Raw genomic sequence first — 25,847 nt, 5'->3', positions numbered from 1 at the left:
GAAACTGCTCCCATCGCTAACACCTGTCGCGGAACGGGAGTGGTTTGCGATGAACGATGAACTTGTTGAGCTCGCCGGACGGAGGCCTAAAACCTTCGGACGGCGAAAGGTAACGCCGCGCGCATGCGTCGCCGACGGCAAGCGCCATCTGCGCGCATTCCTCGCCGAGGTGCTGGAGGATCTTGGTTTCGTCACCAGCGAATGCGCCAGCGCGGACGAGCTGCAGACCGTGCTGACCCGCGAGTTGCCGGACCTGATCCTGCTCGGCATCGCCGCCGACGGCATCGAGCCCGGCACGTTTCTGGAGACACTGGTGCGCGAGGCCTTCGACGGCAAGGTTCTCGCCGTCGGCGCCCGCGAGTCCATCATCGTCAGGGCTGTGCAGCAGGTCGGCGAGGAGTATGGCCTCGCGATGCTGCCGCCACTGACCACGCCCTTTGCCGCCGAGACGCTGCGCGAGCGCGTCGCGATGCTGCTGCCGGACGAGCCGGCGCCGAGCCCGGCCGTGTATGTCGGCGAGGCGCTGCATGCCGGCTGGCTCGAGCTCTGGTACCAGCCCAAGATCGACGCGCGCACCTTGGTCCGCAGCGGCGCCGAGGCGCTGGTGCGGATGCGGCATCCGACCTGGGGCGTGGTGCCGCCCGCCTACTTCATCCCCGAAGAGCACGATCCGCATTTGCGCGAGCTCTCGGAGTTCGTGATCGAGCGCGCCTTGCAGGACTGGCACTATCTCCTGGAGCAGCAGAGCCCGGTCGATCTCTCGATCAACCTGCCGACGTCGTATCTGAAGGAGCCGCAGGCGGTGCGCGATCTCTGCCGCCGCATGCCGACGCATCCGGCCTTCGGCGGGCTGACGATCGAGATCGACAGCGAGGAGGCGATCCGCGATCTCGAATTCCTCGTCGAGGTCGCCCGCGAGGTGCGCCTGCACAATATCGGCCTGTCGATCGACAATCTTGGCGCCAACTGGCCGTCACTGATGGATCTGGACAAGATTCCCTTCATCAAGCTGAAGGCCGATCGGCACTTCGTCACCGGCAGCGGCAGCGATCGGCTGAAGCGCACGGTGTGCCGTCACATCGTCGAGCTCGCGCACGCCTACGGCGCGCGCACCGTGGCCGAAGGCGTCGAGAGCCGCGCCGACCTCGTCGCCGCCAACGAGCTCGGCTTCGACCTCGTGCAGGGTTTTCTGTTCGGCAAGCCGATGCCGCTGAAGAAGTTTGCCCGGAGTGCGCTGACGCGGACGGTGATGGGGCAGGCGTGAGGCACAGGCCTCACGCCAACCGCCGCGCGAAGAAGAAGACGCACACGACCACGAGCGCGATCGCTGCGATCACCCCCATGAAGGACAGAGCTTTCCTAGCGACAGACCCACGCGCCATTGACCAGCACGCGGGCGCACGTTGGTGCCGCGACAGCGGCGCCTACGGCCGCTCCACCGACTACGGCGCGGCGCGTCGTTCGCCGCGCGACGCCGGCGACACTCACTGGGGTCGCTGGTCGCCCTACGCGGGCCTGTGCGCTCTGAACCGAGAATGAAAGACCATCCTCCTCCGACCACTGCACCGAGCCCATGGCTGCGCAGGCAATAACGGCGCCGGCTAGCCAAAATTTGGTTCCGTGTCGCATGACGTGCTCCTTCCCTTGCTTTCTGCGGATTTCTGTCAGTCGCGTGAGGATGCCGATCACCGTCCCATCAGCGAAACGAGCAGACCAGCCAGGCGGATGCTGTCACTGTGATCGCGAAACAGGGCACGCGATGCACCGGGGAGATAACTCTCCCATCCAGTGCGGCACTGCGTGCAAGAACAGACGTTGATCTAGATCAACGTTGGCAGTCGCATAACGACCGCGCCAAGGTGTGGTCGCGAGCCAATGACCAGATGGAAGCGCGTTCGATCAAGGTCATCAACTTCAGACCCTGGTCGGGAACTGCGATCACCGCCTCAGGCATATCGCCGCGCGAAGAACACGCAGACGACGACGAGTGCGGTCGCGGCGATCATGCTCCATGCGACCGGCTCGTGCAGCAGGAAGCCGGCAAGCGCGAGGCCGAAGAACGGCTGGAGCTGCTGCAATTGACCGACGCGGGCAATGCCGCCGACCGCAAGGCCCCGGTACCAGAAGATGAAGCCGACGAACATGCTGAAGACGGAGACGTAGGCGAGCCCGATCCAGGCGGGCACGCCGACGCCGCTCCACGTCGACGGCCATGTCAGGATCGCGACCGACACCATCAGCGGCAGCGCGAGCAGCAGCGCCCAGGAGATCACCTGCCAGCCGCCGAGGCGGCGCGACAGCGCCGCGCCTTCGGCATAACCGAGCCCGCACAGCACGATGGCGGCGACCATCAGGAGATCGCCGGTGACTGATGCCGAGCCGTCGTTGGACAAAGCAAAGCCTGCCACCGTGGTGCTGCCGAGGACAGCGAACAGCCAGAACAGCGGCTGCGGTCGCTCGCCACCGCGCAGCACCGCGAAGATCGCCGTCGACAGCGGCAAGAGCCCGATGAAGACGATCGAATGCGCGGAGGTGATGTGCTGGAGCGCGAGCGCCGTCAGCAGGGGGAAGCCGACCACGACGCCGATGGAGACGATGGTGAGCGAGACGAGATCCTTCCGCTGCGGCCGCGCCTGGCGGAGCAGGAAGAGCACGGCCATACCGATCAGGGCCGCGATGACCGCGCGGGCGGACGTCAGGAACAGCGCGGAGAAACCACCGACCGCCACGCGCGTCGCCGGCAAGGAGCCGCTGAAGATGATGACGCCGAGAAGCCCGTTGCCCCAGCCACTGCCTGTAGATTGCATGTCCGTCTCGCTTTTTGGGTCACGATCATCGGCCGTCGCCGGTGGCGAAACCAGCAACAATCCAGTACAATCCGGCAGAACTGTATGGATATGGAAGGTAATACACCTTGGGCGGCGAGCTACAAACGAAGGGACGGGGCGGGACGCGGACCAGCGACGTGATGGGCGCGATCCGCGCCAAGGTCGCCGCCCGCGCGCTCAGTGCCGGCGACCGCCTGCCGTCGATCCGCAGCCTTGCCGCGACAATGGGTGTTTCGCCGTCCACCGTCGTCGAAGCCTATGATCGGCTGGCCGCCGATGGCCTGATCCGCGCCCGGCGCGGCTCGGGCTTCTATGTCTCATCGGCCGTCACCCCGCCGCTGGCGCTGACCGAAGTCGAGCCCCGCCGCGACCGGGAAGTTGATCCGTTCTGGGTTTCCCGACAATCGCTCGACACGGATGATGGCGTGCCAAAACCCGGCTGCGGCTGGCTGCCGCCGGAGTGGATGCCGGAGGCGGCGTTGCGCCGCGCCACCCGCGCGCTTGCCCGCACCGACGCGAGCGTTTTGACCAACTACGGCAGCACGAGCGGCTCCCCTGCCCTGCGCCGGCTGCTGCTCGCGCGCCTCGCCGAAGACGCGATCGAGGCCTCGATCAACCAGTTGATGCTGACCGGTTCAGGCACGCAGGCGACCGACCTGATCTGCCGCTTCCTGCTCCGTCCCGGCGACACCGTGCTGGTCGACGATCCCTGCTACTTCAATTTTCGCGCGCTGCTGCGAGCGCATCAGGCGAAGATCGTCAGCGTGCCCTACACGCCGTCGGGCCCCGATGTCGCGCGCTTCGAGCAGATCCTCGCGGCTGAGCGGCCGCGGCTCTACATCACCAATTCAGCGCTGCACAATCCGACCGGCGCGACGATCTCGCTTCAGACCGCGCACCGGCTTCTGACTGCGGCCACGACGCACGACCTCACCATCATCGAGGACGACATCTTCGGCGACTTCGAACCGGAGCGCTCGCCGCGCCTTGCCGCGCTCGACGGATTGAACCGCGTGATCCGCATCGGCAGCTTCTCCAAGACGCTGTCGGCCTCGGTGCGCTGCGGCTACATCGCAGGGCGAGCCGACTGGATCGAGCACCTCGTCGACCTCCAGGTCGCGACCAGTTTTGGCGGCCCGAGCCCGGTGGCGACCGAAATCATCGCAAGGGTCCTGGCCGGCGGCAGCTATCGCAAGCACATGGACGAGCTCAGGCAGAAGCTCACGCGCACGCGCCGCGACGTCGCGCGAAAACTTCAGGCGCTGGGCATCGAGCCCTGGCTGATGCCGCGCGGTGGCTTCTTCCTCTGGTGCCGCCTCGCGGGCGGACAGGATGCCACCGCCGTCGCGCGCGCCGCGCTCGAGGAGGATGTGGTGCTCGCACCGGGCAACGTCTTCAGCGTATCGCAGACGGCATCGGACTTCCTGCGCTTCAACGTGGCGCATATGAGCGATCCGCGAATGTGGGACGTGCTGCGGCGGGCGCTGAAGGCCAAATGATCAGCGCCTAGTATAACGGCTCCTCATAGACCGGCTCGCCGTCGAGCAGCAGCCGCTTGATGGCGGCGCGGCCTGAGGGGAGTACGGCGGCGACGACCCGGAGTTTCTGCTGGTTGCGGGCCTGCTCGAGCTTCTTGCCCTCGCCTTCGGGCACGAAATAGCTTTCGAGACCGTATTTGATCGCCAGTTTCTCGCAGAAGACGCGCGAGCCGGAGCCGCAGGTTCCGCCGTAAGAGGAGACGCGGCCGCGGATCAGCACTTCGGGAGCCGTGACCGTGACGGGCTCGGCATGCACCGAGACGGCCTCGTAGAGACCATTGGCATTCGGCGCGAGCTTGACGAACACGACGGGCTTGCGCTCGGCCGCCGGCTGTCCAGCGAGCGTGCCCGCCGGCAGTTGCGAGATGTCGTAGCGGAGCACGACATAGTCGCCGCGTAGCAGATCGCGGGGATCGACCGGCTGCGTCTGCAACGTCACCTCACGGCCTTCGCGCAGGATCTGCATGCGATCGGCGACCATCAGCACCAGCAGCACGCATTGAAGCAGGACGGCGACACCGAACAGCACGGCTTTCGGGATGCGTTGCCAGAGTTTTGTCACGGACGCGGTCAACTCCATCATCGCTGGGCCCTCGGCAGCGCGCGATTGAGCGCGGTGGCAAATACGACGGCAACAACACCGGCCGCGGCAAGGAAAGCCGAGCGGCGCAGCAGCGATCCCTTCACCGCCCAGGTGATGCCCGCGATCACGCCGGCAATCCCGAGCCAGCCGGCAACGATCCGCGGACGCACATCATCGAGCACACCGGAGACAACGAGGCACAGCATGGCGCAGAGCAGCGCGGCATAGGCGAACCAGGGCTCGCCGGCCGTGGATGCCGGCCAGATCGGCGCCGCGAGCAGGACGAGTCCGATCGAACATGCCGCAAGGATTTCACCTGCACGCCTGGTGACGCCGGCAGACGCAAGCGCGAGGATCACGCCCGCGGCCCCGCACAGGATCGCCCAAAGTGGCTGGGCCGGCACCGTGCTGTTCCGGAAGCGGATGATGTCGTCCACCGTTGTCACCTCCAGGCAAGCGACGGCCGCCAGCGAAAACGCTCCGTAGATCGATAAAACGGTCCCGAGACGCCGCGCCCTCGGCGACGGCACAGCGGCGATTGCGAGTCCGGCGCCGAACAGCAAGGCGGCGCCGTTCGCGAGCACGAACGACGGCTGGGCACCGTCGAGTTCGAAGCGGAGCGAAGTCGCGATCCACCACGGAAGCAGCGCGACCGCGACGAGATGGGCCGCCACACGGGAATTCCATGCAAGCGCGAGCGCGGCGGCGATCAGCCAGACCGCCACGAACGGAAGATGCAGGACATCATGCGCATCATAGTTGCGCATGCAGGTCCAGATGCAGGCCGCGACGAGGGCGACCGCAAGCGCGCCGCGCGATCCGGTCAGCAGTGCGGCGGCAAATGCTCCGATCGACCACAGCAGCATGCCGCCGGCGAAATCCTCGCCGAGATGATACATCTGGCCGACCAGCGCGATGCCCGCGCCGAAGATGATCGCACCGATGCTCGCACAGAGATCGGCGAGAACATTGCGGCCCGTCGCGGCAAACCACGCTCCGAGGCCGCCGGCGACGACCATGCCGGCGATCAGGATCGCGAACCGCAGCAGCCGCGCGATCTCGGTCCAGTGCGCCGCGACGAAGGCGAGGAAGGCGGCTGCGATCAAGAGGCCGCCGACGATGGCAACGACGACGGCGATGTTGATGCCGGGCGAGAGCGGCGGCAGCGCGCTGCGGATGGAGGTGGCCGCCGCCGGCGCGATCACGCCGTCGGCTTCCCATTGCGCAAGATCAGCCTCGAGGCGCTGCCGATAGGTTTTGTCGAACATCGTCGTGAAACACCTCGCTCCCTGCCGGTTGGCGGGATGCTGTTGGTCGGGCCGCGACGGTAGCAGGTTCAACCTGTCACCGCTCTGGTTGCGGGGGGACCGGGCGCGTGCCCCCGCGCGACAGCGGCTTCGCGTTCACGGTCGAACCGAGTGAGTAACCGGCCGTCATGATGATGACCCGTCATGCAGAAACTGACGAACTCGAGGCAGGACGAGATCGACCGCACTCAGTTCGGCTTCATGGGTCAGGCCGTCCAGGATCACGAGCTGTACTTTGGTCGACTGCAACGCAGTCCCGATGGTCTGCGCGTTCCCGAGCGCGGGAACTTCCATTTCGCGGGCCACGCCCAGCGTCGCCGCCTCGATATCCAGCGTGCGTAGAATATGACGTCCGGCGATTCATTGGTCAGATCGTTCAAGCGTAACCGCGCGCGAATTTTGATTTCACGCAACAATTCATCGCACGTGCTTGGGAATTCGAGCATCGCAGCGCCCGACGAGAATACGGTGTTCATGACAACCCCGATGAGGCGTCCGACACTCCCGCTATTGCCGAACAAAGGGCTCGTCATCGTTGGCCTTCCCGGATGCCGATCGAAGGATCGTATCGCCGGAAGAAAACGGACAACCTCTCGAAGGGTGAGAGCCTCTTGTGCGGGAAGGCGCCCCTTCGGCACCTGCGCGAGGTTATAAGGTCGTCTTCAAAAGGACGCAAGCTGGTCGGGACGGCGGGCCGTGACGACTTTGAACCTTCCGTCCCCACGTATCGGCAGTCTACTGCAAAGGGATTCGCATGACGCCAACTCACGCACTGACGTCCATCCTTCCCTGCAACGACCTCGACGCCTCGGAGAAATTCTACGCCCGGCTCGGTTTTACGCGCGCGGACGGCGACAAGCCGGAGGACGGTGAGGACAGCTATCGCATCCTCTCCGATGGAAAGGGCGGCCATCTCCATCTCACCGATGCCGTCGAAGGCTGGCTGATCAGAGGCCGCAACCCGTTCGGTCTCTATCTCTACACCGAGGCCGTCGACGAACTCGCGCGAGAGTTTTCGGGCGAGTTGGCCAACGGACGGGGGCCGGAGGACACGCCGTGGGGAATGTACGAGTTTGCGCTGTCGGACCCGGACGAGACCCTGGTCAGGATCGGCTGGCCGTCACGGCTCCGTCAGAACAAGCAAGCTTGAGCGGCGGAGAGGAAGGCCTAGGACGTGGACTCATTAGCGCCAAGCCATAGCCTGATTGAAGCGAGTTGGACGAAGGCGAGATAGTTGGCGGCAAGCTTGTCATAACGCGTCGCCACACGACGGCATTGCTTGATCCTGTTGAAGAAGCGCTCAGTGCTGATGCACGCGGACAATCGACGTGTCGCAGACGCTCTTCTTACGTGGAGTAGCAAGCACCCAGCGTGTCGATGATGCGGCCCCAGAGACCAGCCCGTCACCAACGGACGATTCTCCTCTTCTGCGCCCGGATTTATTCCGACTTCGTCGTTGCCCTCTTTATGGTGCTGTCGCGAAGCGATCGGTGGCGCGCACCAGTTGATCGAGGATACCTGGCTCCGACCAAGCATGACCTGCACCCTCGACCAGATGGAATGCGGCATCAGGCCACGCCCTATGCAGCGCGTACGCATATCGGGCTGGACAGGGCATGTCGTAGCGGCCGTGAACAATGGCTCCCGGGATACCGCGGAGGCGGTGAGCGTTGCGCAGAAGTTGCCCATCCTCCAGCCAGCAATCGTGAACGAAATAGTGGTTCTCCAATCGCGCAAACGCGAGCGCAAATTGGTCGTCGCCAAACGATGTCGAGAATGCTGGATTAGGCAGCAGCGTGATCGTTTCGCCCTCCCAAATAGCCCAAGCCTTGGCTGCCTCGAGCTGGGTGGCTCGATCGTCGCCCGTCAGCCGGCTGCGATACGCCGCAATCATGTCGCCTCGCTCGCTCAGGGGTATCGGTGCCTGGAACTTTTCCCACTTCTCCGGAAAGATCTCTGAAACGCCGAACTGATAGTACCATTGCAGCTCCGCCTTGGTGACGGTGTAGACGCCACGGAGAACAAGCTCGCTGACGCGGTCGGGATGCGTTTCTGCATAGGCTAACGCGAGAGTCGATCCCCACGAGCCACCGAACACGAGCCATTTGTCGACGCCTGCAAGTGCACGCAAGCGCTCGATGTCCGATACCAAATGCCAAGTCGTATTCGCTTCGAGCCCCGCATACGGAGTTGATTGCCCACATCCTCGCTGATCGAAGAGCATGACATCATATCGATTGGGATCAAACAGACGCCTATGTTCAGGGGACAAACCTCCGCCCGGTCCGCCGTGCAGGAAGACCGCCGGCTTCGCGCCCGGCGTCCCCACCCGTTCGTAATAAACCCGGTAACCTTCTCCAACGTCGAGGGTACCAGCGCTATAGGGCTCGATGGGTGGGTACATCGACCTCAACTGACTCATACGGCCTCCGTTTGGCACCACGAGGTTCGATTAGCACGCCGCGATCATGGTGGTTTCGGTTATAGGAGCAAAGCGGACGAAGCCACCAGTCACATGACGCACCGGGTTTATGGGTACGCGGCCTAATTCGCCTTGATGCCGGCCTCGCTGATGAGCTTGCCCCATTTCGTGCTCTCGCTCTGAATGAAGCGGCCGAACTGCTCCGGCGAGGTCGGCGCGGGCTCTGCGCCGAGGGTCCGGATTTTCTCGGCCACCACCGGGTCTTTCAGGGCTTTTGTGAAAGCCTCGTTCAGCCTGCTGATGACGTCCGCGGGCGTGCCTGAGGGAGCAACGAGCCCGAACCAGCCTACGGATTCAAAGCCCGCAATACCGCTCTCGGCAAGGGTTGGCACATCGGGCAAGGATGGGAGGCGACGTACCGAGGAGACGCCGACGGCGTTGAGCTTGCCTTCGAGAATCAGTTGCCTCGATGCGGGGATATCCAGCACCGCGAAGGGGACGTGTCCCGCAAGGACATCAACCGCTGCCGGCGCCGTCCCGCGATACGGAACGAGCTCCATGCTGATCCCCGCCTTCTGCGTGAACAGCGCGGCCGTCAGATGCATCGCGGTCGAATTGCCGCCATGCCCGATCGACAGCGCGCCCGGCTTCGCCTTGGCGAGCGCGATCGTCTCTGCGGCATTGCGCGCGGGCACGTCCGCGGACGCGACCAGCACAAAGGGAATTTCCGCCAGCAGGGTGATCGGCGCGAGATCCTTTGGGTCGAACGGCATCGACGAATTGAGGTGCGGGTTCACCGTCAGTGCGCCCGCCGGCGCAACGCCGAGCGTGTAGCCGTCGGGCCTGGCCTGGGCCACCGCGGCCATGCCGATATTGCCCCCTGCCCCGGCGCGGTTCTCGATCACCAGGCTCTGCTTGAGCTCCGCGGTGACCAGCGGCTCGAGCGCACGGATGACGGTGTCGGCGCTGCCGCCGGGCGGGAAGGTCACGATGATCTTGATCAACTGGTCCGGATAGGCTGCTTCACCGGCCTCCAGCGGCAGCACGGCGAAAGTCGCGGCCGTCAGCGCGGCCAGAATGCGGCGCCTTGCAACGTGAAACAATTTCTCCTCCCCCATTACGTATTCTTGTTTGTAGGCCAACCAGGCTGCCGTGCCGTTGGCAGGCAGCCTGCTATTCGATCACGCCGCAGCGCCTGTGATGCGCGCCAGCAGGCCTTGCGGATCTTCGGGCGCGGCCTGCCCGCGCCAGGCGATGTGCTGGTCGGGTCGTGCCAACACGAGCTTCTCGGCATAGGCCCCGTTCGCCTCATCCGGCGCGATGTCGATGAGCGCGAGCGGCATGCCGCGCTGTTCTGCGGCTGAGAGCAGCCGCGCCACATCGATTGCCGGGTCGAACCGCAGCAACGTGTAGCCGGCTCCGAAGGCGTCGTAGAGCGATCGTCCGTCGCGGAGAAACACATGCGGCGCGCGGGCGCCCGGCACGGTGGAGGGCGTAAAGCTTCCCATCGCGTAGGCCGGCGGGGTTTCGCCGTCATAAGCGATGATCGGCGAGGCATCGTAGTAGTAGCCGAAGTTGAGGCCCGCGCAGCAATATTGCTGCACGTTGAGATCGTAGGCCGCTCTCGCAAGCGAAGCGCGCGCCGCGTGGCCGCGCGGCGTGTCATCCTCGATCTCCGTGGACACGCCGCCGCGCTGCGCCATCATCTTCATCGCATGATCCATGGCAAAGCGCGACACCTGGTCGGTGATGGGCTGGCGCTCCGCCTCATAGGCATCAAGGATCGCAGCCGACGCCCATCCGTTCAGACGCGCGGCCAATTGCCAGCAGAGATCGACGGCATCAGCAATGCCCGCGTTCATGCCGTAGCCCGCATAGGGCATCCACAGATGCGCGGCGTCGCCGCAGATGAAGACCCTGCGGTCGCGGAAGCGATCGGCCACCAACCGGCGCCCGACCCAGTCCTCCTTGCTGAGGATTTTGTACTCGAACCGCTCGTCGACGCCGAGGATGGCACGGATCGACCAGTCGCGATCGACCGAGTCGAACTCAGGCTCGTCGGGCCTCAGATGATTATGGATCAGCCAGCGGTCGTGGCCGTCGATCGCAACGGTGGTGCCGGAACGTCGCGGGTTGAGCGAGAGCACCATCCAGGCCGGCTTGTGCGCGCCCATCAACTCCTTCAGTTGCGGCGCTTCGATGAAGGTTGATTGCACCCGCTGGATCACCGGCGTGCCGGACAGGCTGGCGCCGATCGATTTGCGGACGAGGGAGCGGCTGCCATCGCAGCCGACCACGAAGTCGGCCTCGATGCGGAGCGCGTCTCCACTGTCGAGGTCGCGACCTAGCGCGACCACACGATCGTCGTCCTGCTCGATATCGGTGATTTCCGTGCGCGCCAAAATGGTGATGCGCGGTTGAGCGGCGGCGTGGCTGAACAGGATCGGCTCGAGATAGACCTGGTTGATACGGTGCGGCGGCTCGGGCGTCGGCCACCAGGTGTCGGGGCCGCCGGTGGCGCTGTAGCGGCGCGCGCGCGAGGGAATGTCGATACGGCACAGCTCGATACCGGTCGCCGTGGTCCGATAGGAGCAATCGTTCGGGAAGTCCGCGGGCAGGCCCGCGTCGCGCAGCTTTGCGGCGACGCCCAGCCGGCGGAAGATTTCCATCGATCGCGCCGAGACGTGATTGCATTTGACGCTGGGCGGATCGCCGGCGTGGCGGATCTCCGCGACGACGACGTCGATCCCGCGCGAGGCCAGATCCATGGCCGCGGTCAATCCCACGGGCCCGGCGCCCACGACCAGCACCTGTGTCCTCATGCTCGTTTCCATCCCCTTGCATCATCGCGGATTCGTTGCCCGCGCAGTATGCATTTTATTGCAAGGCCTCTTATGCGATAAGTCGGAAAGAACTCATCAATTCATGAGAATTAGCTATGAATGTCACCTTGCGACAATTGCGGGCCTTCACCGGCGTGTATCGCACGCGCAGCATCACGCGGGCCGCCCGCGAGCTGGGCATCACGCAATCGGCGGCGAGCCTCCTGATCCAGCAGCTCGAAGTGCAGCTCGGCGTGAAGCTGTTCGATCGCTCCACGCGTTCGGTGCAGCCGACGCTGGCCGCCGACGAGGCCTTTCACGCCGCCGAACGCATGCTGAGCGATGCGCTGGGCCTGTCACGGCGCATGCATGACCTCGCGCAGGCGCGCGCAGGCCGCGTCGCGTTCGTCGCGTCGGCGGGTGCCGCTTCGGCACTGCTGCCGCAGGTTCTCGCGAAATTCCGCGCAGGCCATCCCGAGATCGACATCGACATGCGCGACGTCGCCGCCGACGATCTCGTTCCGCGCCTGATCGCAACCGATGCCGAGTTCGCGATCGGCAGCGTCGAAGGTGAGTTCGCGGAGATGACGATCGAGACGCTGACCCGCGGGCGGCTGAGCGCGATCGGCCGTCGCACCGCCGACTTCGCCGCGCGGCGCGCACTGACATGGGACGAACTGGCGCAGCTTCCGACCATCGCGATGCGGCGCGAGACGCGGATCCGCATGCAGATCGATCACGCCCTCGGTGCGCAGGGCAAGCACCTTTCTCCAACCTATGAGGTCACGCTGATCAACACCGCGCTCGCCATGACAGCACAAGGCCTCGGCCTCGCCATCCTCCCCGCAACGATGCTGCCCGCCGATCAATTCCCGACGCTGATCGCAAGACCGCTGATACGCCCGGCGATCATCCGCCCGGTGTCGCTGCTGCAGCGTCAGGGACGCACGCTGTCGCCGGCGGCGCAGGCGTTTGTGACGACGGCTCGGACGGTGCTGGCGGGGTCGTAATCCGCAGGCCGCTGCTCGGGCTACTCCGCGAGATTATGCTGCTGCCAGCGCAGCAGATAGGCCTGCAATCGCCAGATCAACGCGGACAGCGCGACGCCGACCAGCATCAGCACGACGACGGCGACCATCATTCCCGATGCCTCCGCCCGCGCCTCGGATTCGATGATCAGGCGGCCGATTCCTCGTTCCGCGCCGATGAACTCGCCGACGATCACGCCGATCAGGGCGAAGGAGATCGCAGGCGTCAGCGAGGCGAAGACCCAGGCCATGGTCGAGGGGATGACCACCGTGCGGGTGATCTGCCACTCGCTGGCGCCGAGCAGCCGCGCTGCGTTGACGAAGCCCTCGTCGATCGAGCGCGCCCCTTCGAACGTATTGAAGAACACCAGGAAGACGACCACGATCCACGACGTGACGATCTTCGAGGTATCGCCGATGCCGAAGGCCAGCACGATGATCGGCGCCAGCGCGATGCGGGGGATCGAATTCACCGCCGTGATGAACGGCTGGAAGATCGCGCTGAGCCGGTCCGAACGGCCGAGCACGAGGCCCGCGGCAAAGCCGCTGCTGACGCCGGTGACGAAACCGAAGAACGTGTTCTTCAGGGTGACGGCGGTCGCGATCCAGAGATTGTTCTCGGATCGCGCCATGCAGCGGGTGAATTCGCCATTGAACCAGCCGTTGAACACGCCGAGCTTGGACTTGAGGCAGCTCAGGATCAGGAAGTGCTCGAAGATGTCGGACGGCTTGGACACGAAATAGGGGTCGAGCAGATCCGGCACCAGCCAGGGAAGGCGGCCGTGCAGATCGTACCCCCACTGCCAGATCGACAGGAAGCCGATGCAGATCAACATCTGCCATGCGAACGTTCTGCCGGGGCGGCGCGCGCGCCTCATGGCTTGCGGCCCTTGATGAATTCCTCGCCGAGCGAGTGCCAGATCAGCTGAAACAGCTCGGCGTAACGCGGCGTCTCCCGGATCTTCACGGCATTGCGCGGGCGGGCGAAATCCACCTCGAAACTCTCCTTGATCCGGCCCGGCCGCGCGGAAAACAGAATGATGCGGTCTGCCAGCGTCAGGGCCTCGCCGAGATCATGGGTCACGAACAGCACGGTCTGCTGCTCGCGTTCCCAGATGCGAAGCAGCACATCGTGCATGTCGATCTTGGTGTGGGTGTCGAGTGCGCCGAACGGCTCGTCCATCAGCAGAACCTGCGGCTCGACGACCAGCGTTCGCATCAAGGCGGCGCGCTGGCGCATGCCGCCCGACAGCGCCGAGGGATAGGCATTGTCGAAATCCTGCAGCCCGGCTTGCGCCAGGCAGGCACGGACACGATCCTTTCGCTCCGCCGCCGGGACACCCGCCAGTTCGAGGCCGTAGCCGATGTTGTCGGCGACGGTGCGCCAGGGAAACAGGGTGTCGCGCTGGAACACATAGCCGACATTGGGCGTCGCCTGTCCGGGGACGACGGGCGTACCATCAATCAGGATCTGACCGCTGGTCGGCTTGACCAGGGTTGCGATCATGTTGAGGACGGTGCTCTTGCCCGAGCCGGATGGCCCCAGCAGGGCGACGAATTCGCCGCGCCGGACATTGAAGGAGACGTCGCGCACGGCCTCGATGGCCGTACCCGCCAGCTGGAACGTCTTGCACAAACCGCGCACGTCGATGCGCCGCGTCTCAGGCGGCGCATCGACGTGCGGCGTGTGTAAGGCCTGGATCGTCAAGCGGGATAGGCCTTGCGTGCCGCTTCGATGAAGCTGGTGTTGACAACGTCGGCCATCGCGAGCGGCTTGATGCCGGTCATTTCACGAAACCAGACCTTCTGACCGCGCGCGAAGCTGGCGGCATCGATGATGCCTTCGTAATCGGTGACCTTCTTCATGACGCCGCTGTCGAAGATATTCGCATCGCGCGACGTGCTTCCGACGTAAGGCTCGATCATATCATAGATCTCTTCGGGAGAGTGCCCCTTGATCCACAGGGTGGCGCGCCACAGCGCCGTGACGAACGCCTGCATCTTCTGCGGGTCCTTGTCGATGGTCGCCTGCAGCGTGAAATGAGACGTCACCGGGACCTTGCCGCCGATATACTTGGCCCAGACTGCCTCGTCCGTTCCATCGAACAACAGCGCACCCCAGCCCTGCTCCACTGAATCCTTCAGGATCGATGGCGAGTTGATGAGAACATCGACCTGCTTCGTCTTCAACGTGCCCATCATGGTGTCGACATTGCCGGTGCCGATCCAGGTCACCTTGTCGTCCAGCCCCATGGTTTCCATGTAGTAGGACGCCCAGACGTGGTTGGTGCCGCCCAGCGACGACACCGAGACGATCGGCTTTCGTCCGTCAGGCCGCTTCCACTTCGCCAGCGCCTCCAGGGTGGTGATGCCCTGATCGAACAGATCCTTGCGGATGATGAAGATCGCCGCGTTGCTTCTTGTATCGACCGGCATCAGGACCCGCGCGCTGCGGCCGTGATTGCTGAGCTGCATCGGGTGGGTGATGTCGCCGATACCGATATCGCCCTGGGACGAAGCGATGATCTCGCGCGTCTTCACGCCGCTGCCGCCCTGGATCAGCTTGCAGTCGAGGCCGGCCTCTTTGAAGAATCCGGCCCGGTCGGCGACGAATTGAGACTGATAGACCGGAATGGCCACCGGATAGATCACGCGGCCCGACGGGGTATCCGCCCACGCCCGTCCTGCCGCCATGGACGCACCGGCGCCGGCGACGATCGTCAACGCGGCCCGTCTGGTGACCCGAGTCCTCATCACGCGTGCTCCCTCTCCTTGCCGACCACCTTGTCGAGCGCGTTCAGAACCGCATCGCCCATCTCCTGGGTCGAAAGTCTTTTTGCGCCGGGTTCGGCGATATCGGCCGTTCTTGCGCCGGCAGCCAGCGCCGTATCCACGGCCTTCTCCAGCAGCGTGGCATCATCGGGCCGATTGAGGGTGATGCGCAACATCATTGCGACGCTGAGGATCGAGCCGAGCGGATTGGCGATGCCCTTGCCCGCAATATCAGGCGCGCTGCCGTGAACCGGTTCATAGAGCGCCTTGCGGCGGCCCAGCCGGTCCGGCGGCCCGAGCGAGACCGACGGCAGCATGCCCAGCGAGCCCGAGGCCATCGCGGCGCAATCGGAGAGAATGTCGCCGAAGATATTGCAAGTCACCATGACGTCGAACTGCGACGGCGCCCGCACGATCTGCATCGCAGCGTTGTCGACATAGAGGTGTGTCAGCTCCACATCGGAGAATTCCGCCTGATGCAGCGCGGTGACCTCCTCGCGCCACAGCACGCTGGTTTCCAGCACATTGGCCTTGTCGACGGAGCAGACCCGGCCTTTGCGCGTCCGCGCCAGTTCGAACGCGGTTCGCGCCACCCGGCGAATCTGGCTGGTGGTGTATTGCTGGGTGTTGAAACCGCGGCGCTGGCCGTCCGGCAGCGTTTCGATGCCGCGCGGTTCGCCGAAATAGATGCCGCTGGTGAGCTCGCGGATGATGATGAAGTCGACATCCTTCAGCACCGGGGCCTTGAGCGGCGCGGAGTCCGCCAGCGCCGGATTGGCGACGATGGGCCGGAGATTCGCATAAAGGTCGTACTTGCTGCGCAACGACAGCAGGCTTCCCGCCTTGCGCGCTGCCGGAGGGACCTCAGTGGTTTCAGGACCACCCGTCGCGCCCCAGAGTATCGCGTCGGCCTCCTCCATCGCCTCGACGGTGTCGTCCGGCAACACCTTGCCCGTCGCGAGATAGGGGATGAGACCGTATTGCGCTTCGCGCAGCGCCACGGGAATGCTGCGCCTCGCCGAAAACCATTTGAGAATGCGGTGAGACTGGTCGGTCACTTCAGGACCGATGCCTTCACCGCCGACCACGGCGACCTTGATCATGTTCGAGAGCGTGTTCATGCCAATTGTCCTGCCTGATGTCCTGCAAAGTGAATCCACGGCCGCGCGTCGCGGTCGGATGCCTGGAATGCGCGGATCTCGTGGTCGCGCCGCAACGTCAGCGAAATCTCATCGAGGCCTTCGAGCAAACCCGCACGCCGGCGCGGATCGATCTCGAAGACGTGCCGTACGCCCGATGGCGAGGTAACCGTCTGCTCCTGCAGATCGACGCTGACACGTCCCGCGCCCTGGCTCGCTTCGATCTCCGCGGCGAGGCCGTCGATGACGGCCTTGTCCAGCACCACCGGCAGGATGCCGTTCTGGAAGCAATTGGCGAAGAAGATGTCGCCGAAACCGGATCCGATGATGGCGCGGATGCCCATCTCCTGCAGCGACCACACCGCCGCCTCCCGCGACGAGCCGCAGCCGAAGTTCGGTCCCGTCACCAGAATTTCCGCTGCGCGATAGGGCTCGCGATTGAGGATGAACTCCGGATTATCCGAGCCATCAGGCAAATAGCGGAGCGAACCGAACGCCCATTTTCCGAGACTGCCGCGGACGGAATTTCCGATCATGCGGTTGATGCTGATGATGACGTCCGTATCGACATTGGTGCGCATGATCGGCGCCGCAGTCGCGGTCAGCTTGGTGAAGGCTTGCGGCATCTAGCGCTCCATCGTTCGGACGTCGGCGATGGCGCCGGACACCGCCGCCGCCACGGCCATGGCCGGGCTTGCCAGATGGGTGCGGGCACGCGGCCCCTGCCGGCCGATGAAATTCCGGTTCGACGTCGACACCGAGCGCTGGCCGGGCGGCACGGTCTCGCCGTTCGCGGCGAGGCACATCGAGCATCCGGGCTCGCGCCATTCAAAGCCCGCGTCGATGAAGATCTTGTCGAGCCCCTCGGCCATCGCATCGCGCCTGACGGTCTCCGACCCCGGCACGACCCAGGCCCGCACGCCTGGCGCAACCTTGCGGCCGCGCGCGACTTCGGCCGCGGCACGCAGATCGCTGAGGCGGCTGTTGGTGCAGGAGCCGATGAAGACCCAATCCACCGGCGTGCCGGCGATCGGCGCACCGGGCTTCAGGCCCATATAGTCGAGCGCGATCTCGATCGCGCCGCGGCGCGCGGGATCGGCGATATCAGCGGGATCCGGGATGCGGCCATCGACACCAAGGACGTGTTCGGGACTGGTGCCCCAGGTGATCTGGGGGATGATGGTTCCGACGTCGATCGACACCTCGCGATCGAACATTGCGTCGCTGTCGCTCCGCAGCGTCCGCCACGCCGCGACGGCCCGCTCCCACATCTCGCCTTGCGGCGCATAGGGACGGCCGCGGATATAATCGAACGTCGTTTCATCCGGCGCGATCAGCCCCATCTTGGCGCCGAGCTCGACCGACAGATTGCAGATGGTGAGCCGCCCTTCGATCGGCATGTCCCTGATCGCACTGCCGGCATATTCGACGGCATAGCCGGTGCCGCCGGCGGCTCCGACATGGCCGATCAAGGCGAGGATGAGGTCCTTCGCCGTCACGCCGAACGGCAACCGGCCGTCGAACGTCACCCGCATGGTTTTCGGCCGGCGCTGGATGATGGTCTGGGTCGCCAGCACATGCGTGAGCTCGCTGGAGCCGATGCCGAAGGCGAGCGCGCCAAGCCCGCCATGGGTGCAGGTGTGGCTGTCGCCGCAAACGATCAGGCAGCCGGGCAGGCTGAGACCGAGCTCCGGCCCGATGACATGGACGATGCCCTGCCCCGGCTGGTCGAGGTCGAACAGCCGGATGCCGCTGGCGGACGTCTCGGTCCGCAACGCCGCCAGCAGCTCCCACCCGGTCTTGATCGTGCCGGCACGTCCGGACGCCGTCGAAATCGCATGATCGGGCGTCGCGAAGGTCAGTTCGGGATTGTGGACCGGAATGTTGCGGCTTTTGAGATTGATCAGGCCGCTGGAGCCGCCGAGGTCATGCAGCAGATGGCGATCCACGTGAAGCAGATCGGTGTCATCGCTGACATGGGCGATGACATGCTGGTCCCAGATTTTGGCCAGCAGCGTGCGGCCACGCGTGTCCACGATCCGTCCTCCCCTGTTCGGCATCTGATGTGCCGTGTTGCCGCCGATCATGCCGACCGACAGCGAGCTTGAGAAGCAGGATAGAAGTCCGTCGCGGAAATGTGCAGTGACGGTTGGGCAGGGAGCCATCGCGGCCGGCGATGGCAGGCCGTCGGCAGGAGCGATGTCAGCTTCGGCCGCGCACGACCGTCAGCCGGTCGGAGACGCCGCCCATGGTGAGACGCGCATCATCATGGGTCCGCAAATGCTCCACCAGCAGCTTCGTCACCGAAGGCAACGACTTGTAATCGCGCACGCCGATGACCAGGTCGCGTCGCGCCCAGGACTCGTCGAGCGGGACGGTGACGAGACTGTCGACGCCGTAGCGGTCGCGAACGATCTCGAGCGGCACGATTCCGACCCCCATCCTGGCATCGACGACGCGGAACAGCGCATCGAAACTGCTGACGCGGATGCGCACCTTGAGGTGCTGCCCGAGTGCCGCGGCGGCCCTGACACACAGCGTCTCGATCGAGCTGCCCTTCTCCAGGCTGACGAAGTCGAAATCGACCAGCTCGCGGAAGCGAACGCTATCGCGGCCCGCCAGCGGGTGGTCGCGCGTGACCAGCGCGACCAGGCTGTCGCTGCGATAGGACAGCAGCTCCAGATCCTGCCCGTCGATGTTGCCGCCAAAAATGCCGATGTCGGCCCGGTTCTCCACCACCGCACGCACGATCGCGGGGCTGAGATCCTCCTCGATGTCGATGTGGACCAGCGGATGCCGTTCCAGGAACAGGCTGAGCTCGTCGGCGAGCGCTTCGAGGATCGCGGATTTGTTGGCACAGATCCGGATCAGCCCGCGCTTGCCCTGCCGGTATCCCGTCAGCTCGCTCTCGAGCTTGCTGAGATTTCCCAGGATGATGCGGGCGTGCTCGAGCAGGGCGAAGCCAGCCGGTGTCGGCTCGATCCCCTTCGAATGACGATGCAGCAGCTCGACCTGAAACAGGTCCTCGATATCCGAGACGCGCCGGCTGACCGCGGACGCGGCAATGTTCTTCTTCTCCGCCGCCTTCGCGATGCTCTGCTCCTCGACGATCGCCACGAACAATTGCAGCGTCAGCAGATCGATTTTAGCCGTCATCCGGAATGATCCTCGGGCGGGTCGTCACGAGGGGCATTGTGGAGAAGCTTGGCAGCCAGTCGCAAGTGCGGCGTCAGATTGCGGTCCCCGGGGGGACGACAGCAGAGGCTGCTGGGACGCAGAGAGACTGTCCTTGGTGGGAGTTCTCAAAGTCGCTTTAATATGGCGGAGAGGGAGGGATTCGAACCCCCGATAGGCTTGCACCTATGCCGCATTTCGAGTGCGGTGCATTCAACCACTCTGCCACCTCTCCTGAAGGCGCCAAGTAAGGAGCAGGGCCCCTGTGGTTGGGGGCGTTAATAGGCGAGGATGGCGGGCCAGACAAGGCGCGAAAGGGGAAAATCCGCTGCCTCTTTCAGCCCTGCCCTGGAGCCGTCTACGGTCCGATGAATCGGAACGGGGCTCCAGATTCTTGTTTTGACGCGTTTTCTTGAGGCGAACCGGTGTCCGCTTCGCTCGAAAACGCTCTCACCGCCGGGAGGAACTGCCGTGGAGCACCTGACGATCAAGGCCAATGGCGCCGATTTCCACCTGGTCCGCGCTGGCAGCGGCAAACCGCTGCTTTTGCTGCATGGTTGGCCGGAATTCTGGCTGACTTGGGAGCCGGTGATATCAAGGCTTTCGGACCGTTTCATGCTGATCGCGCCCGATCTGCGCGGCTTCGGCGACAGCGACAAGCCGGACGGGCCTTTTGGGCCGGACGGCCATGCCGCCGACATGCTGGCGCTGATGGAGGGGCTCGGCATCGAGCGATTCGCCGTGGTCGGCCATGACGTCGGCGGCGCCGTGATGCAGCCGCTGGCCCGGCAGGCGCCCGAGCGGCTCGCGGGGCTGTTCTTCTTCGATTTCGTCTATCCCGGCATCGGGCCGCGCATGGCGGCGCCCGATAGGCTCAACCACATCTGGTATCAATCTTTCCACCAGATGGAGATGGCGCCCGCGCTCGTCGGCATGAGCCGCGAGAGCTGCCGGCTCTATATCAGCCACTTCCTCAAGGGTTGGGCGCACCGGGAGAGCGCCTTCGACGATGTTCTCGACGCCTTCGCCGACAATTTCTTCAGAGAAGGCAATCTCGCCGGGGGCTTTGCGCATTATCGCGCCTCGCATGCCGGGCGGGTCGCGATGATGAAGGGCGAAGCCCTATCGCTTCCGCCGATCAACGCGCCGACCTGCGTGCGCTGGGCCGAGCACGATCCGCTGTTTCCCTATGCCTGGACCGATCGTCTGGGCGAGACGTTTGGCGATCTCGATCTTGCGATGTTTCCGGGCGTCGGCCACTTCCCGCATCGGGAAGATCCGGATCGCGCGGCCGCGGAGATCGCGGCGTTCTTTCAGCGGATCGGCTGGAGCTGAAGACAGGGGTGGGACCGCCAGACGCGGTAAACACTGGCGGTCCCGTGCCGCTCATTGAAATACTGGCTGGGAAGGGCGGCTTCGCCGGCCAGGGTGAGGCGACGATTCGACCCTAGCGAGTGTCCTGTGCGCCGCAACGCAATCCGGTCCTTAACCTAACCAGTCAAGGTTACTCCTTGTCCGCCTTACTCTTTTTCTTGCCGTTCTCAGTAGAATCCCGGTCTTTTCCGTTGCCGTTGTCCTTGCGGCGGTTGGTGAAGCGGGCATTGCCGAGCCCGGTGCCGATGGTGAGCACACCCCAGCGATCGACGTCCTGCATGAACGGCACCTCGGAGAGGCCCTGAACCACGCCGTCATTGTGCATCAGGATCGCGGTGTCGTGGTCGCCGATCACGGGGATGCCCTCGATCAGGCTCGCCGGCAGGTTGAACTTGCTGCTCTCCCAATTGCCCGGCAGGTTCTGTGCGCCCTTCTCGATCGAGCCATCCTCGTTGATCACGCCGGGGCAGGCGATGCCGATGAAGGGAGCGAGCTTGTAGCCATCTTTCTCGGCCTCGGTGATCAGCCCCTTCAGCATCTTGGTGAGCCGCTTCACCGCACCCTCGCGGGTCGGCTCGTCATCCGCATGACGCCACAGCTCGGATTTCACGACCTTGGCCTTCGAGAGGTCCTTGGCCTTCTTCCAGCCGGTCTCCACCAGGCCACAGCGGATGTTGGTGCCGCCGATGTCGACGGCGAGGATGCTGTCATGAGCCTCGAAAATCCATGATGGCGCCAGATGCAGCGCGCCTATCAGGCCCGCTTCATCGGGATGGGCGCGGATCGGCACCATGTCGATCTTGAAATCCTCGGCCTTGAGGATGATCCCGGTGCGCGCGATCGCGAGCTCACCGAGCCGTGAATCGCGGAAGCCGCCGCCGACGACGATGCGCGCGGTCTTCGCCCAGGCCTTGCTCTTGAGGAAGCGACGGGTGACGTAAGCGAGCTCCTGGGCAAAGTCCTCGATGGCGCTATGCACCACGGCCCAGGCCTCGGTGTCATCGCCGATCAGGATGGCGTCCAGCGTCTTCTTGCTGATCTCATCCGATGGCTCCTTGCCGAACGGATCCTCGCCGGACTTGCGCAGCGGCTTGCGCCAGCGCTCGAGGATTTCGCGGAACGCGCCCTTGCTGGCGCGGTCGCCGAGGAAACCGTCCTCGTCCTTCATCTCGATGTTGAAACTGTCGATGTCCACTGACGGCAGCCGCGCCGCACCGTGGGCGGCGATGCCCGTCGTCGTCTTGACCAGTTCGTCCGTTGCCATGAAAGCCCTGCCCGATTGCAAAAATCCGGCGGGACAACAAACGGGAACCCGTTTGGTTGCGTTGCCCATGGCACAGTTCTGGCCACGTCCGGGGATATATGGTATATTGTTCGCCCTCAGATTGTGGGGAGGATCGAATGGGAATTGCCTTCGACCTGGCCACCGTCAACTGGTTGGCCCATTTGCTTCAGCCTGGCGGACACATTCCCCGGCGTGCCGCGCCTGATGAGCACGAATCGCTGGAAATGTTCCTAAGCCAATTGCCGGAGCGTTTTGTCTCCTCTCGCGGGAACAAGGACAAGGTGCGCGAGGTCGCTGAGGCGGCACGTGCGCAATTGAGCCAGATTCCCTACGGGCAGGAGATTCCCCTTGAGATCCTCGAGTCGCTGCAACAACTGTTTTCGCACTACCCTTGGATCAGCATGATCGTGCCATCGATGAAGAATATGGAGCTGGATCGTTTTCTGGCCTCTCCGGAATTTCTTTACGATCTCGTCCATAAGGTGAACTGGCAAGACGACGGCCTGATCATGCAGCCCCGGGATCTCGACGATCACCCGCAAGCGCTGCTGGACGTCTTCCCCCCATTTCAGACTGCGTTGAACGCAATGACGCGGTGGCCCGGGCTGCTGTTCTGGAGACCCAACGAGGATTCCGTGTTTCTGCCCTTTGCAGGCAAGACGCCGGCTGCTGTCCGCGAATGCGCGGGATGGGCGTTGTCCAATCTCAAGATATCCAGGTTTCGCGGATTAAAGACATTCGAAGCCGAATATTTCAGGAGATTTCCAGAGGCCAGAGCTACTGCAGCATCAACCACGACGCTGCTGCATATCAGCGACCTTCACATCGGAAGCACCGAGGCAGCGACGAGCTTGCCCCGTCTGCAACAATTGTTGCGGAATCAAATCCACGAGATACCGAATGGGCAAAAGGTCGTTTTGGTCATCAGCGGCGATCTGATCGACGATCCCAAAGACGAGTACTACAATTCGGCGCGACAGTTCCTCGACACAGCGCAAAACCTCACGGAGGAACCACCGATCCTCGTTTTGGGCAACCACGACGTCCGAACAGATGGCTATCTGAGCGAGAACCTGAGAAACGCGATCAAGCTCCCGACAAATCGCGTGCGATGGTTCGATGATCGGCCTCTTGGTCTGGTCTGCTTCAATTCAGTGGCCGGCGGCCGTCTCGCCGCGGGCAAGATTGGGCCGGAGCAATTTGCCGACGTTGGCAACGAAATCGACCACAAACGCGATTGGCGGGATCACACGCTGGTTGGCGTACTCCATCATCATCCGCTCCCGGTCGATAATCCCGCCTGGTATGCAAGGCCGTTCTACGAGCGGATACTGGGACGATTTTTCGAGAAGACCGACCAGCTTGAGGACGCCGCCGAATTCGGGGACTTCGTCCGCCAGCGGCGATTTGCCGCCGTGCTTCACGGGCACAAGCATATCCCTCGCGTTGCGTCGATACCGGGACCACCTCCGATCGCGGTTTTGGGATGCGGAAGTTCCGTCGGAAAGGTTCCGACCAATGATGGGAGGATCTTCCTGTCCATCAACCGCATCGACGTCAATCACCAGACCGGGTCCTTGTCGTGCCGGCTGATGGCCGAGCGCACCCTGGGGGCGGGCATGAGCCAATGGGACCGATGGGAGAGCCACGAGATCCTCCATGCGCAGGCCTTGTAGCCTCCTGGATTACGGGTGAATTGCCCTAAACTCTTCGGTTTTCGGCGCTTTTCCTTGACTCTCCGCGTCCGGCGGCTATAAGTCCCGCAACCGGCGCGGGGCGTTTCTCGCGCTGTTTGTTTTTGCGTGGGTTTTCAAAGGGATAACTCCCGCCCGCACAAAACGCGCATAAACCCATAGCGACTGACAAAAAGCCGGCCCGGACGATTCTCGTCGCGAGGCCGGGATTTGAACACGGAGAAAAAACGATGTTCGCAGTCATCAAAACCGGCGGCAAGCAATACCGCGTCGTGCCGGATGATGTTCTCGAAGTAGGCAAGATCGAAGGCGAAGTCGGCTCGATCATACAGCTGAATGAAGTGCTGGTGCTCGGCGGTGACACGCCGGTCCTGGGCGTCCCGACGGTCGCAGGCGCGTCCGTTGCGGTCGAGGTGCTCGACCACAAGCGCGGGCCGAAGGTCATCGCGTTCAAGAAGCGCCGCCGCAAAAATTCGCGCCGCAAGCGCGGCTATCGCGACGAGATCACGGTCCTCCGTATCTCCGAGATCCTGACGGACGGCGCCAAGCCCACCAAGGGCCCGCGTCCGAAGCGGGAGAAGGTCGCCAAGGAAGCGACCACCGAAGAAGCCGCCGCATAATTTGATCACGCGCAATCACGAATTGATGCGTGAGAAATTGTGAAATGATTCCGTCAAGGAATTGATCTAGAAGTACGCAGGATTTTGGAGACGAGCCATGGCTCATAAAAAAGCAGGCGGTTCATCGCGCAACGGTCGCGATTCGAAGGGCAAGCGCCTCGGCATCAAGGCGTTCGGCGGCGAAGTCGTGATTCCCGGCAACATCATTGCGCGTCAGCGCGGCACCACCTGGCATCCCGGCCTTAATGTCGGCATGGGCACGGACCACACTCTGTTCGCCAAGATCGAGGGTCGCGTCACGTTCCAAGCCAAAGCCAACGGCCGCACATTCGTATCGGTACTCCCGATCGCCGAGGCGGCTGAATAGACGGTGGACCAAATTTGGAGTCCGCCGGGTCCTTGACCGAACCGGCGGAGTCCACAAGACGGCTCCAGGGGAGGCAGGGAAACCGGCCTCCCCTTTCGTTTGACTTGCTCACTTTTCACTTAGTGACTTTGACGGAGCCGGACATGTTGCAGGATTTCTCGAGCGTGACCTTGCGGGAGGCGAGACCGAGCGTCGTCGCCACCGAGCGGCTGACGTTGCGGCGCCCGACTCTCGCCGACGTCAGGACCATCGCCCACCTCGCCAACGACCGCCGTGTCGCGGAAAACACCCGCCGCCTTCCACACCCCTATTCGCAGGACGACGCCGTCGAATTCGTCCGCGCCACCGCCGCGCTCGGCAGCGAGACCGTGTTCCTGATCGAGCACGACACCGGGCCGGTCGGCATGGTCGGCATCGACCGCTCCACGCCCGACAATGCCGAGCTCGGCTACTGGCTCGGCGTCGAGCATTGGGGCCAGGGCTTTGCCACCGAGGCGGCGCGCGGCGCGATCGACTTCTTCTTCGAGGAATTCGAGGACGATCATCTCCATGCGGGCGCGCGCGTCACCAATCCGGCCTCGCGCAACGTGCTGGAGAAGTGCGGCTTCCAGTGGAGCGGCGTCCAGCTGCATCGCTTCCTCGCGCTGGGCTCGTCCACGCCGGTCGATTGCTTCCGCCTGTCACGCGGCGTGTGGTCGTCGCTGAAGAACTGGAGCAGTGCGAGACGGATGAGGTAGGGCGGAGAACTGCTCCATTCTCCGCTGTCGTCCCGGGGCGCGACAAAGTCGCGAGCCCGGGACCCATAATCCCAGGGAGAAGTGGGGGACAAAAACTCCCGCTCCGAGTTATCGCAAAACGGCGTCCTGTGGGTATGGGTCCCGGGCTCGCGCTACG

The 25,847-nt window shown here is 64.1% G+C and carries 24 protein-coding genes, 1 tRNA gene and 1 pseudogene; 10 read left to right on the top strand and 16 right to left on the bottom strand.

The genetic code is table 11. The features are described 5' to 3' along the window. Nucleotides 1–49: 49 nt before the first annotated feature. Complete coding sequence (locus AB7531_RS02670) at nt 50–1,264, top strand: EAL domain-containing response regulator (protein WP_063980456.1); 1,215 nt, start codon at nt 50–52, stop codon at nt 1,262–1,264. A gap of 682 nt (nt 1,265–1,946) precedes the next feature. Here the strand turns inward: AB7531_RS02670 and AB7531_RS02665 are convergent. Next, entirely contained in the window at nt 1,947–2,807 is an 861-nt protein-coding gene (locus tag AB7531_RS02665) for a DMT family transporter (protein ID WP_063980455.1), read from the bottom strand. Between the two features lie 161 nt (nt 2,808–2,968). Between AB7531_RS02665 and AB7531_RS02660 the strand changes: the two genes are divergently transcribed. Next, nucleotides 2,969–4,327 (top strand): aminotransferase-like domain-containing protein, encoded by a 1,359-nt coding sequence (locus AB7531_RS02660; RefSeq protein ID WP_063986000.1) that lies wholly within the window; start codon nt 2,969–2,971, stop codon nt 4,325–4,327. 7 nt (nt 4,328–4,334) lie between these two features. On the opposite strand, the gene AB7531_RS02655 is transcribed toward AB7531_RS02660, so the two are convergent. Together AB7531_RS02655 and AB7531_RS02650 are read right to left on the bottom strand one after the other, a co-directional pair. Further along, a complete protein-coding gene (locus AB7531_RS02655) occupies nt 4,335–4,949 on the bottom strand; it encodes a GDYXXLXY domain-containing protein (RefSeq protein ID WP_063980454.1) in 615 nt (204 codons plus the stop codon). After that, nucleotides 4,946–6,217 (bottom strand): DUF2157 domain-containing protein, encoded by a 1,272-nt coding sequence (locus AB7531_RS02650; protein ID WP_063980453.1) that lies wholly within the window; start codon nt 6,215–6,217, stop codon nt 4,946–4,948. Before AB7531_RS02650 ends, AB7531_RS02655 begins: the two co-directional genes overlap by 4 nt. A gap of 183 nt (nt 6,218–6,400) precedes the next feature. On the opposite strand from AB7531_RS02650, the gene AB7531_RS02645 reads away from it, so the two are divergent. Together AB7531_RS02645 and AB7531_RS02640 are read left to right on the top strand one after the other, a co-directional pair. After that, complete coding sequence (locus tag AB7531_RS02645) at nt 6,401–6,598, top strand: hypothetical protein (protein ID WP_063980452.1); 198 nt, start codon at nt 6,401–6,403, stop codon at nt 6,596–6,598. A 412-nt stretch (nt 6,599–7,010) separates the two neighbouring features. Continuing rightward, complete coding sequence (locus AB7531_RS02640; RefSeq protein ID WP_063980451.1) at nt 7,011–7,406, top strand: VOC family protein; 396 nt, start codon at nt 7,011–7,013, stop codon at nt 7,404–7,406. Nucleotides 7,407–7,423: 17 nt separating this feature from the next. On the opposite strand, the pseudogene AB7531_RS02635 reads toward AB7531_RS02640, so the two are convergent. From AB7531_RS02635 to AB7531_RS02620, 4 genes and pseudogenes are all read right to left on the bottom strand, one after another. Beyond that, a pseudogene (locus AB7531_RS02635) lies at nt 7,424–7,558 on the bottom strand (IS5/IS1182 family transposase); the annotation flags it as partial. A gap of 163 nt (nt 7,559–7,721) precedes the next feature. Beyond that, nucleotides 7,722–8,678, bottom strand: a complete 957-nt coding sequence (pip, locus tag AB7531_RS02630) for a prolyl aminopeptidase (RefSeq protein WP_063980450.1) — start codon at nt 8,676–8,678, stop codon at nt 7,722–7,724. 122 nt (nt 8,679–8,800) lie between these two features. Beyond that, on the bottom strand, nt 8,801–9,781 hold the full coding sequence (locus AB7531_RS02625) for a Bug family tripartite tricarboxylate transporter substrate binding protein (protein WP_063985999.1): 981 nt from the start codon (nt 9,779–9,781) through the stop codon (nt 8,801–8,803). Nucleotides 9,782–9,859: 78 nt separating this feature from the next. Next, nucleotides 9,860–11,500: an FAD-dependent oxidoreductase gene (locus AB7531_RS02620; RefSeq protein WP_084795325.1), complete on the bottom strand. Its 1,641-nt coding sequence runs from the start codon at nt 11,498–11,500 to the stop codon at nt 9,860–9,862. Between the two features lie 116 nt (nt 11,501–11,616). On the opposite strand from AB7531_RS02620, the gene AB7531_RS02615 reads away from it, so the two are divergent. Further along, nucleotides 11,617–12,510: a LysR family transcriptional regulator gene (locus tag AB7531_RS02615; RefSeq protein ID WP_063980448.1), complete on the top strand. Its 894-nt coding sequence runs from the start codon at nt 11,617–11,619 to the stop codon at nt 12,508–12,510. 20 nt (nt 12,511–12,530) lie between these two features. Here the strand turns inward: AB7531_RS02615 and AB7531_RS02610 are convergent, their stop codons facing one another. The 8 genes from AB7531_RS02610 to AB7531_RS02575 all read right to left on the bottom strand — a co-directional run bounded on the left by AB7531_RS02610 (nt 12,531) and on the right by AB7531_RS02575 (nt 19,848). Then, complete coding sequence (locus AB7531_RS02610) at nt 12,531–13,406, bottom strand: ABC transporter permease (RefSeq protein ID WP_063980447.1); 876 nt, start codon at nt 13,404–13,406, stop codon at nt 12,531–12,533. Beyond that, the gene (locus tag AB7531_RS02605) at nt 13,403–14,236 is read right to left on the bottom strand and encodes an ABC transporter ATP-binding protein (RefSeq protein ID WP_187387865.1); all 834 of its coding nucleotides are present in this window, start codon (nt 14,234–14,236) and stop codon (nt 13,403–13,405) included. The genes AB7531_RS02610 and AB7531_RS02605 overlap by 4 nt, the downstream gene beginning before the upstream one ends. Further along, a complete protein-coding gene (locus AB7531_RS02600) occupies nt 14,233–15,282 on the bottom strand; it encodes an ABC transporter substrate-binding protein (RefSeq protein WP_063980446.1) in 1,050 nt (349 codons plus the stop codon). The genes AB7531_RS02605 and AB7531_RS02600 overlap by 4 nt, the downstream gene beginning before the upstream one ends. Next, the gene (leuB, locus tag AB7531_RS02595; RefSeq protein ID WP_063980445.1) at nt 15,282–16,421 is read right to left on the bottom strand and encodes a 3-isopropylmalate dehydrogenase; all 1,140 of its coding nucleotides are present in this window, start codon (nt 16,419–16,421) and stop codon (nt 15,282–15,284) included. The genes AB7531_RS02600 and leuB overlap by 1 nt, the downstream gene beginning before the upstream one ends. Next, nucleotides 16,418–17,065: a 3-isopropylmalate dehydratase small subunit gene (gene leuD / locus AB7531_RS02590; RefSeq protein ID WP_014490573.1), complete on the bottom strand. Its 648-nt coding sequence runs from the start codon at nt 17,063–17,065 to the stop codon at nt 16,418–16,420. Before leuD ends, leuB begins: the two co-directional genes overlap by 4 nt. After that, complete coding sequence (leuC, locus tag AB7531_RS02585; protein ID WP_425364319.1) at nt 17,066–18,499, bottom strand: 3-isopropylmalate dehydratase large subunit; 1,434 nt, start codon at nt 18,497–18,499, stop codon at nt 17,066–17,068. A gap of 142 nt (nt 18,500–18,641) precedes the next feature. After that, nucleotides 18,642–19,595 carry a LysR family transcriptional regulator gene (locus AB7531_RS02580; protein ID WP_063980444.1) on the bottom strand — a complete coding sequence of 318 codons (954 nt, stop codon included), beginning with the start codon at nt 19,593–19,595 and terminating at the stop codon, nt 18,642–18,644. 163 nt (nt 19,596–19,758) lie between these two features. Beyond that, nucleotides 19,759–19,848, bottom strand: a tRNA-Ser gene (locus AB7531_RS02575). Nucleotides 19,849–20,084: 236 nt separating this feature from the next. On the opposite strand from AB7531_RS02575, the gene AB7531_RS02570 reads away from it, so the two are divergent. Further along, nucleotides 20,085–20,948 (top strand): alpha/beta fold hydrolase, encoded by an 864-nt coding sequence (locus AB7531_RS02570; protein WP_063980443.1) that lies wholly within the window; start codon nt 20,085–20,087, stop codon nt 20,946–20,948. 169 nt (nt 20,949–21,117) lie between these two features. Here AB7531_RS02570 and AB7531_RS02565 read toward each other — a convergent pair whose 3' ends face one another. Further along, nucleotides 21,118–22,251 carry an ROK family protein gene (locus tag AB7531_RS02565; RefSeq protein ID WP_063980442.1) on the bottom strand — a complete coding sequence of 378 codons (1,134 nt, stop codon included), beginning with the start codon at nt 22,249–22,251 and terminating at the stop codon, nt 21,118–21,120. 137 nt (nt 22,252–22,388) lie between these two features. On the opposite strand from AB7531_RS02565, the gene AB7531_RS02560 reads away from it, so the two are divergent. From AB7531_RS02560 to AB7531_RS02545, 4 genes are all read left to right on the top strand, one after another. Beyond that, nucleotides 22,389–23,948 carry a metallophosphoesterase family protein gene (locus AB7531_RS02560; protein ID WP_063980441.1) on the top strand — a complete coding sequence of 520 codons (1,560 nt, stop codon included), beginning with the start codon at nt 22,389–22,391 and terminating at the stop codon, nt 23,946–23,948. Between the two features lie 248 nt (nt 23,949–24,196). Beyond that, the gene (gene rplU, locus AB7531_RS02555; protein ID WP_063980440.1) at nt 24,197–24,586 is read left to right on the top strand and encodes a 50S ribosomal protein L21; all 390 of its coding nucleotides are present in this window, start codon (nt 24,197–24,199) and stop codon (nt 24,584–24,586) included. A 97-nt stretch (nt 24,587–24,683) separates the two neighbouring features. Then, nucleotides 24,684–24,953 carry a 50S ribosomal protein L27 gene (gene rpmA / locus AB7531_RS02550; protein WP_011083253.1) on the top strand — a complete coding sequence of 90 codons (270 nt, stop codon included), beginning with the start codon at nt 24,684–24,686 and terminating at the stop codon, nt 24,951–24,953. Between the two features lie 143 nt (nt 24,954–25,096). Continuing rightward, a complete protein-coding gene (locus tag AB7531_RS02545; protein WP_063980439.1) occupies nt 25,097–25,690 on the top strand; it encodes a GNAT family N-acetyltransferase in 594 nt (197 codons plus the stop codon). The last annotated feature ends 157 nt before the right edge of the window (nt 25,691–25,847 follow it).

The sequence above is a fragment of the Bradyrhizobium sp. 63_E2_N1_3 genome, from assembly GCF_052076005.1.
In the GTDB taxonomy this organism is placed as follows: domain Bacteria; phylum Pseudomonadota; class Alphaproteobacteria; order Rhizobiales; family Xanthobacteraceae; genus Bradyrhizobium; species Bradyrhizobium barranii.
The sequence above is the reverse complement of the archived record's forward strand: the minus strand, read 5'-3'. Positions and strand labels throughout refer to the sequence as shown.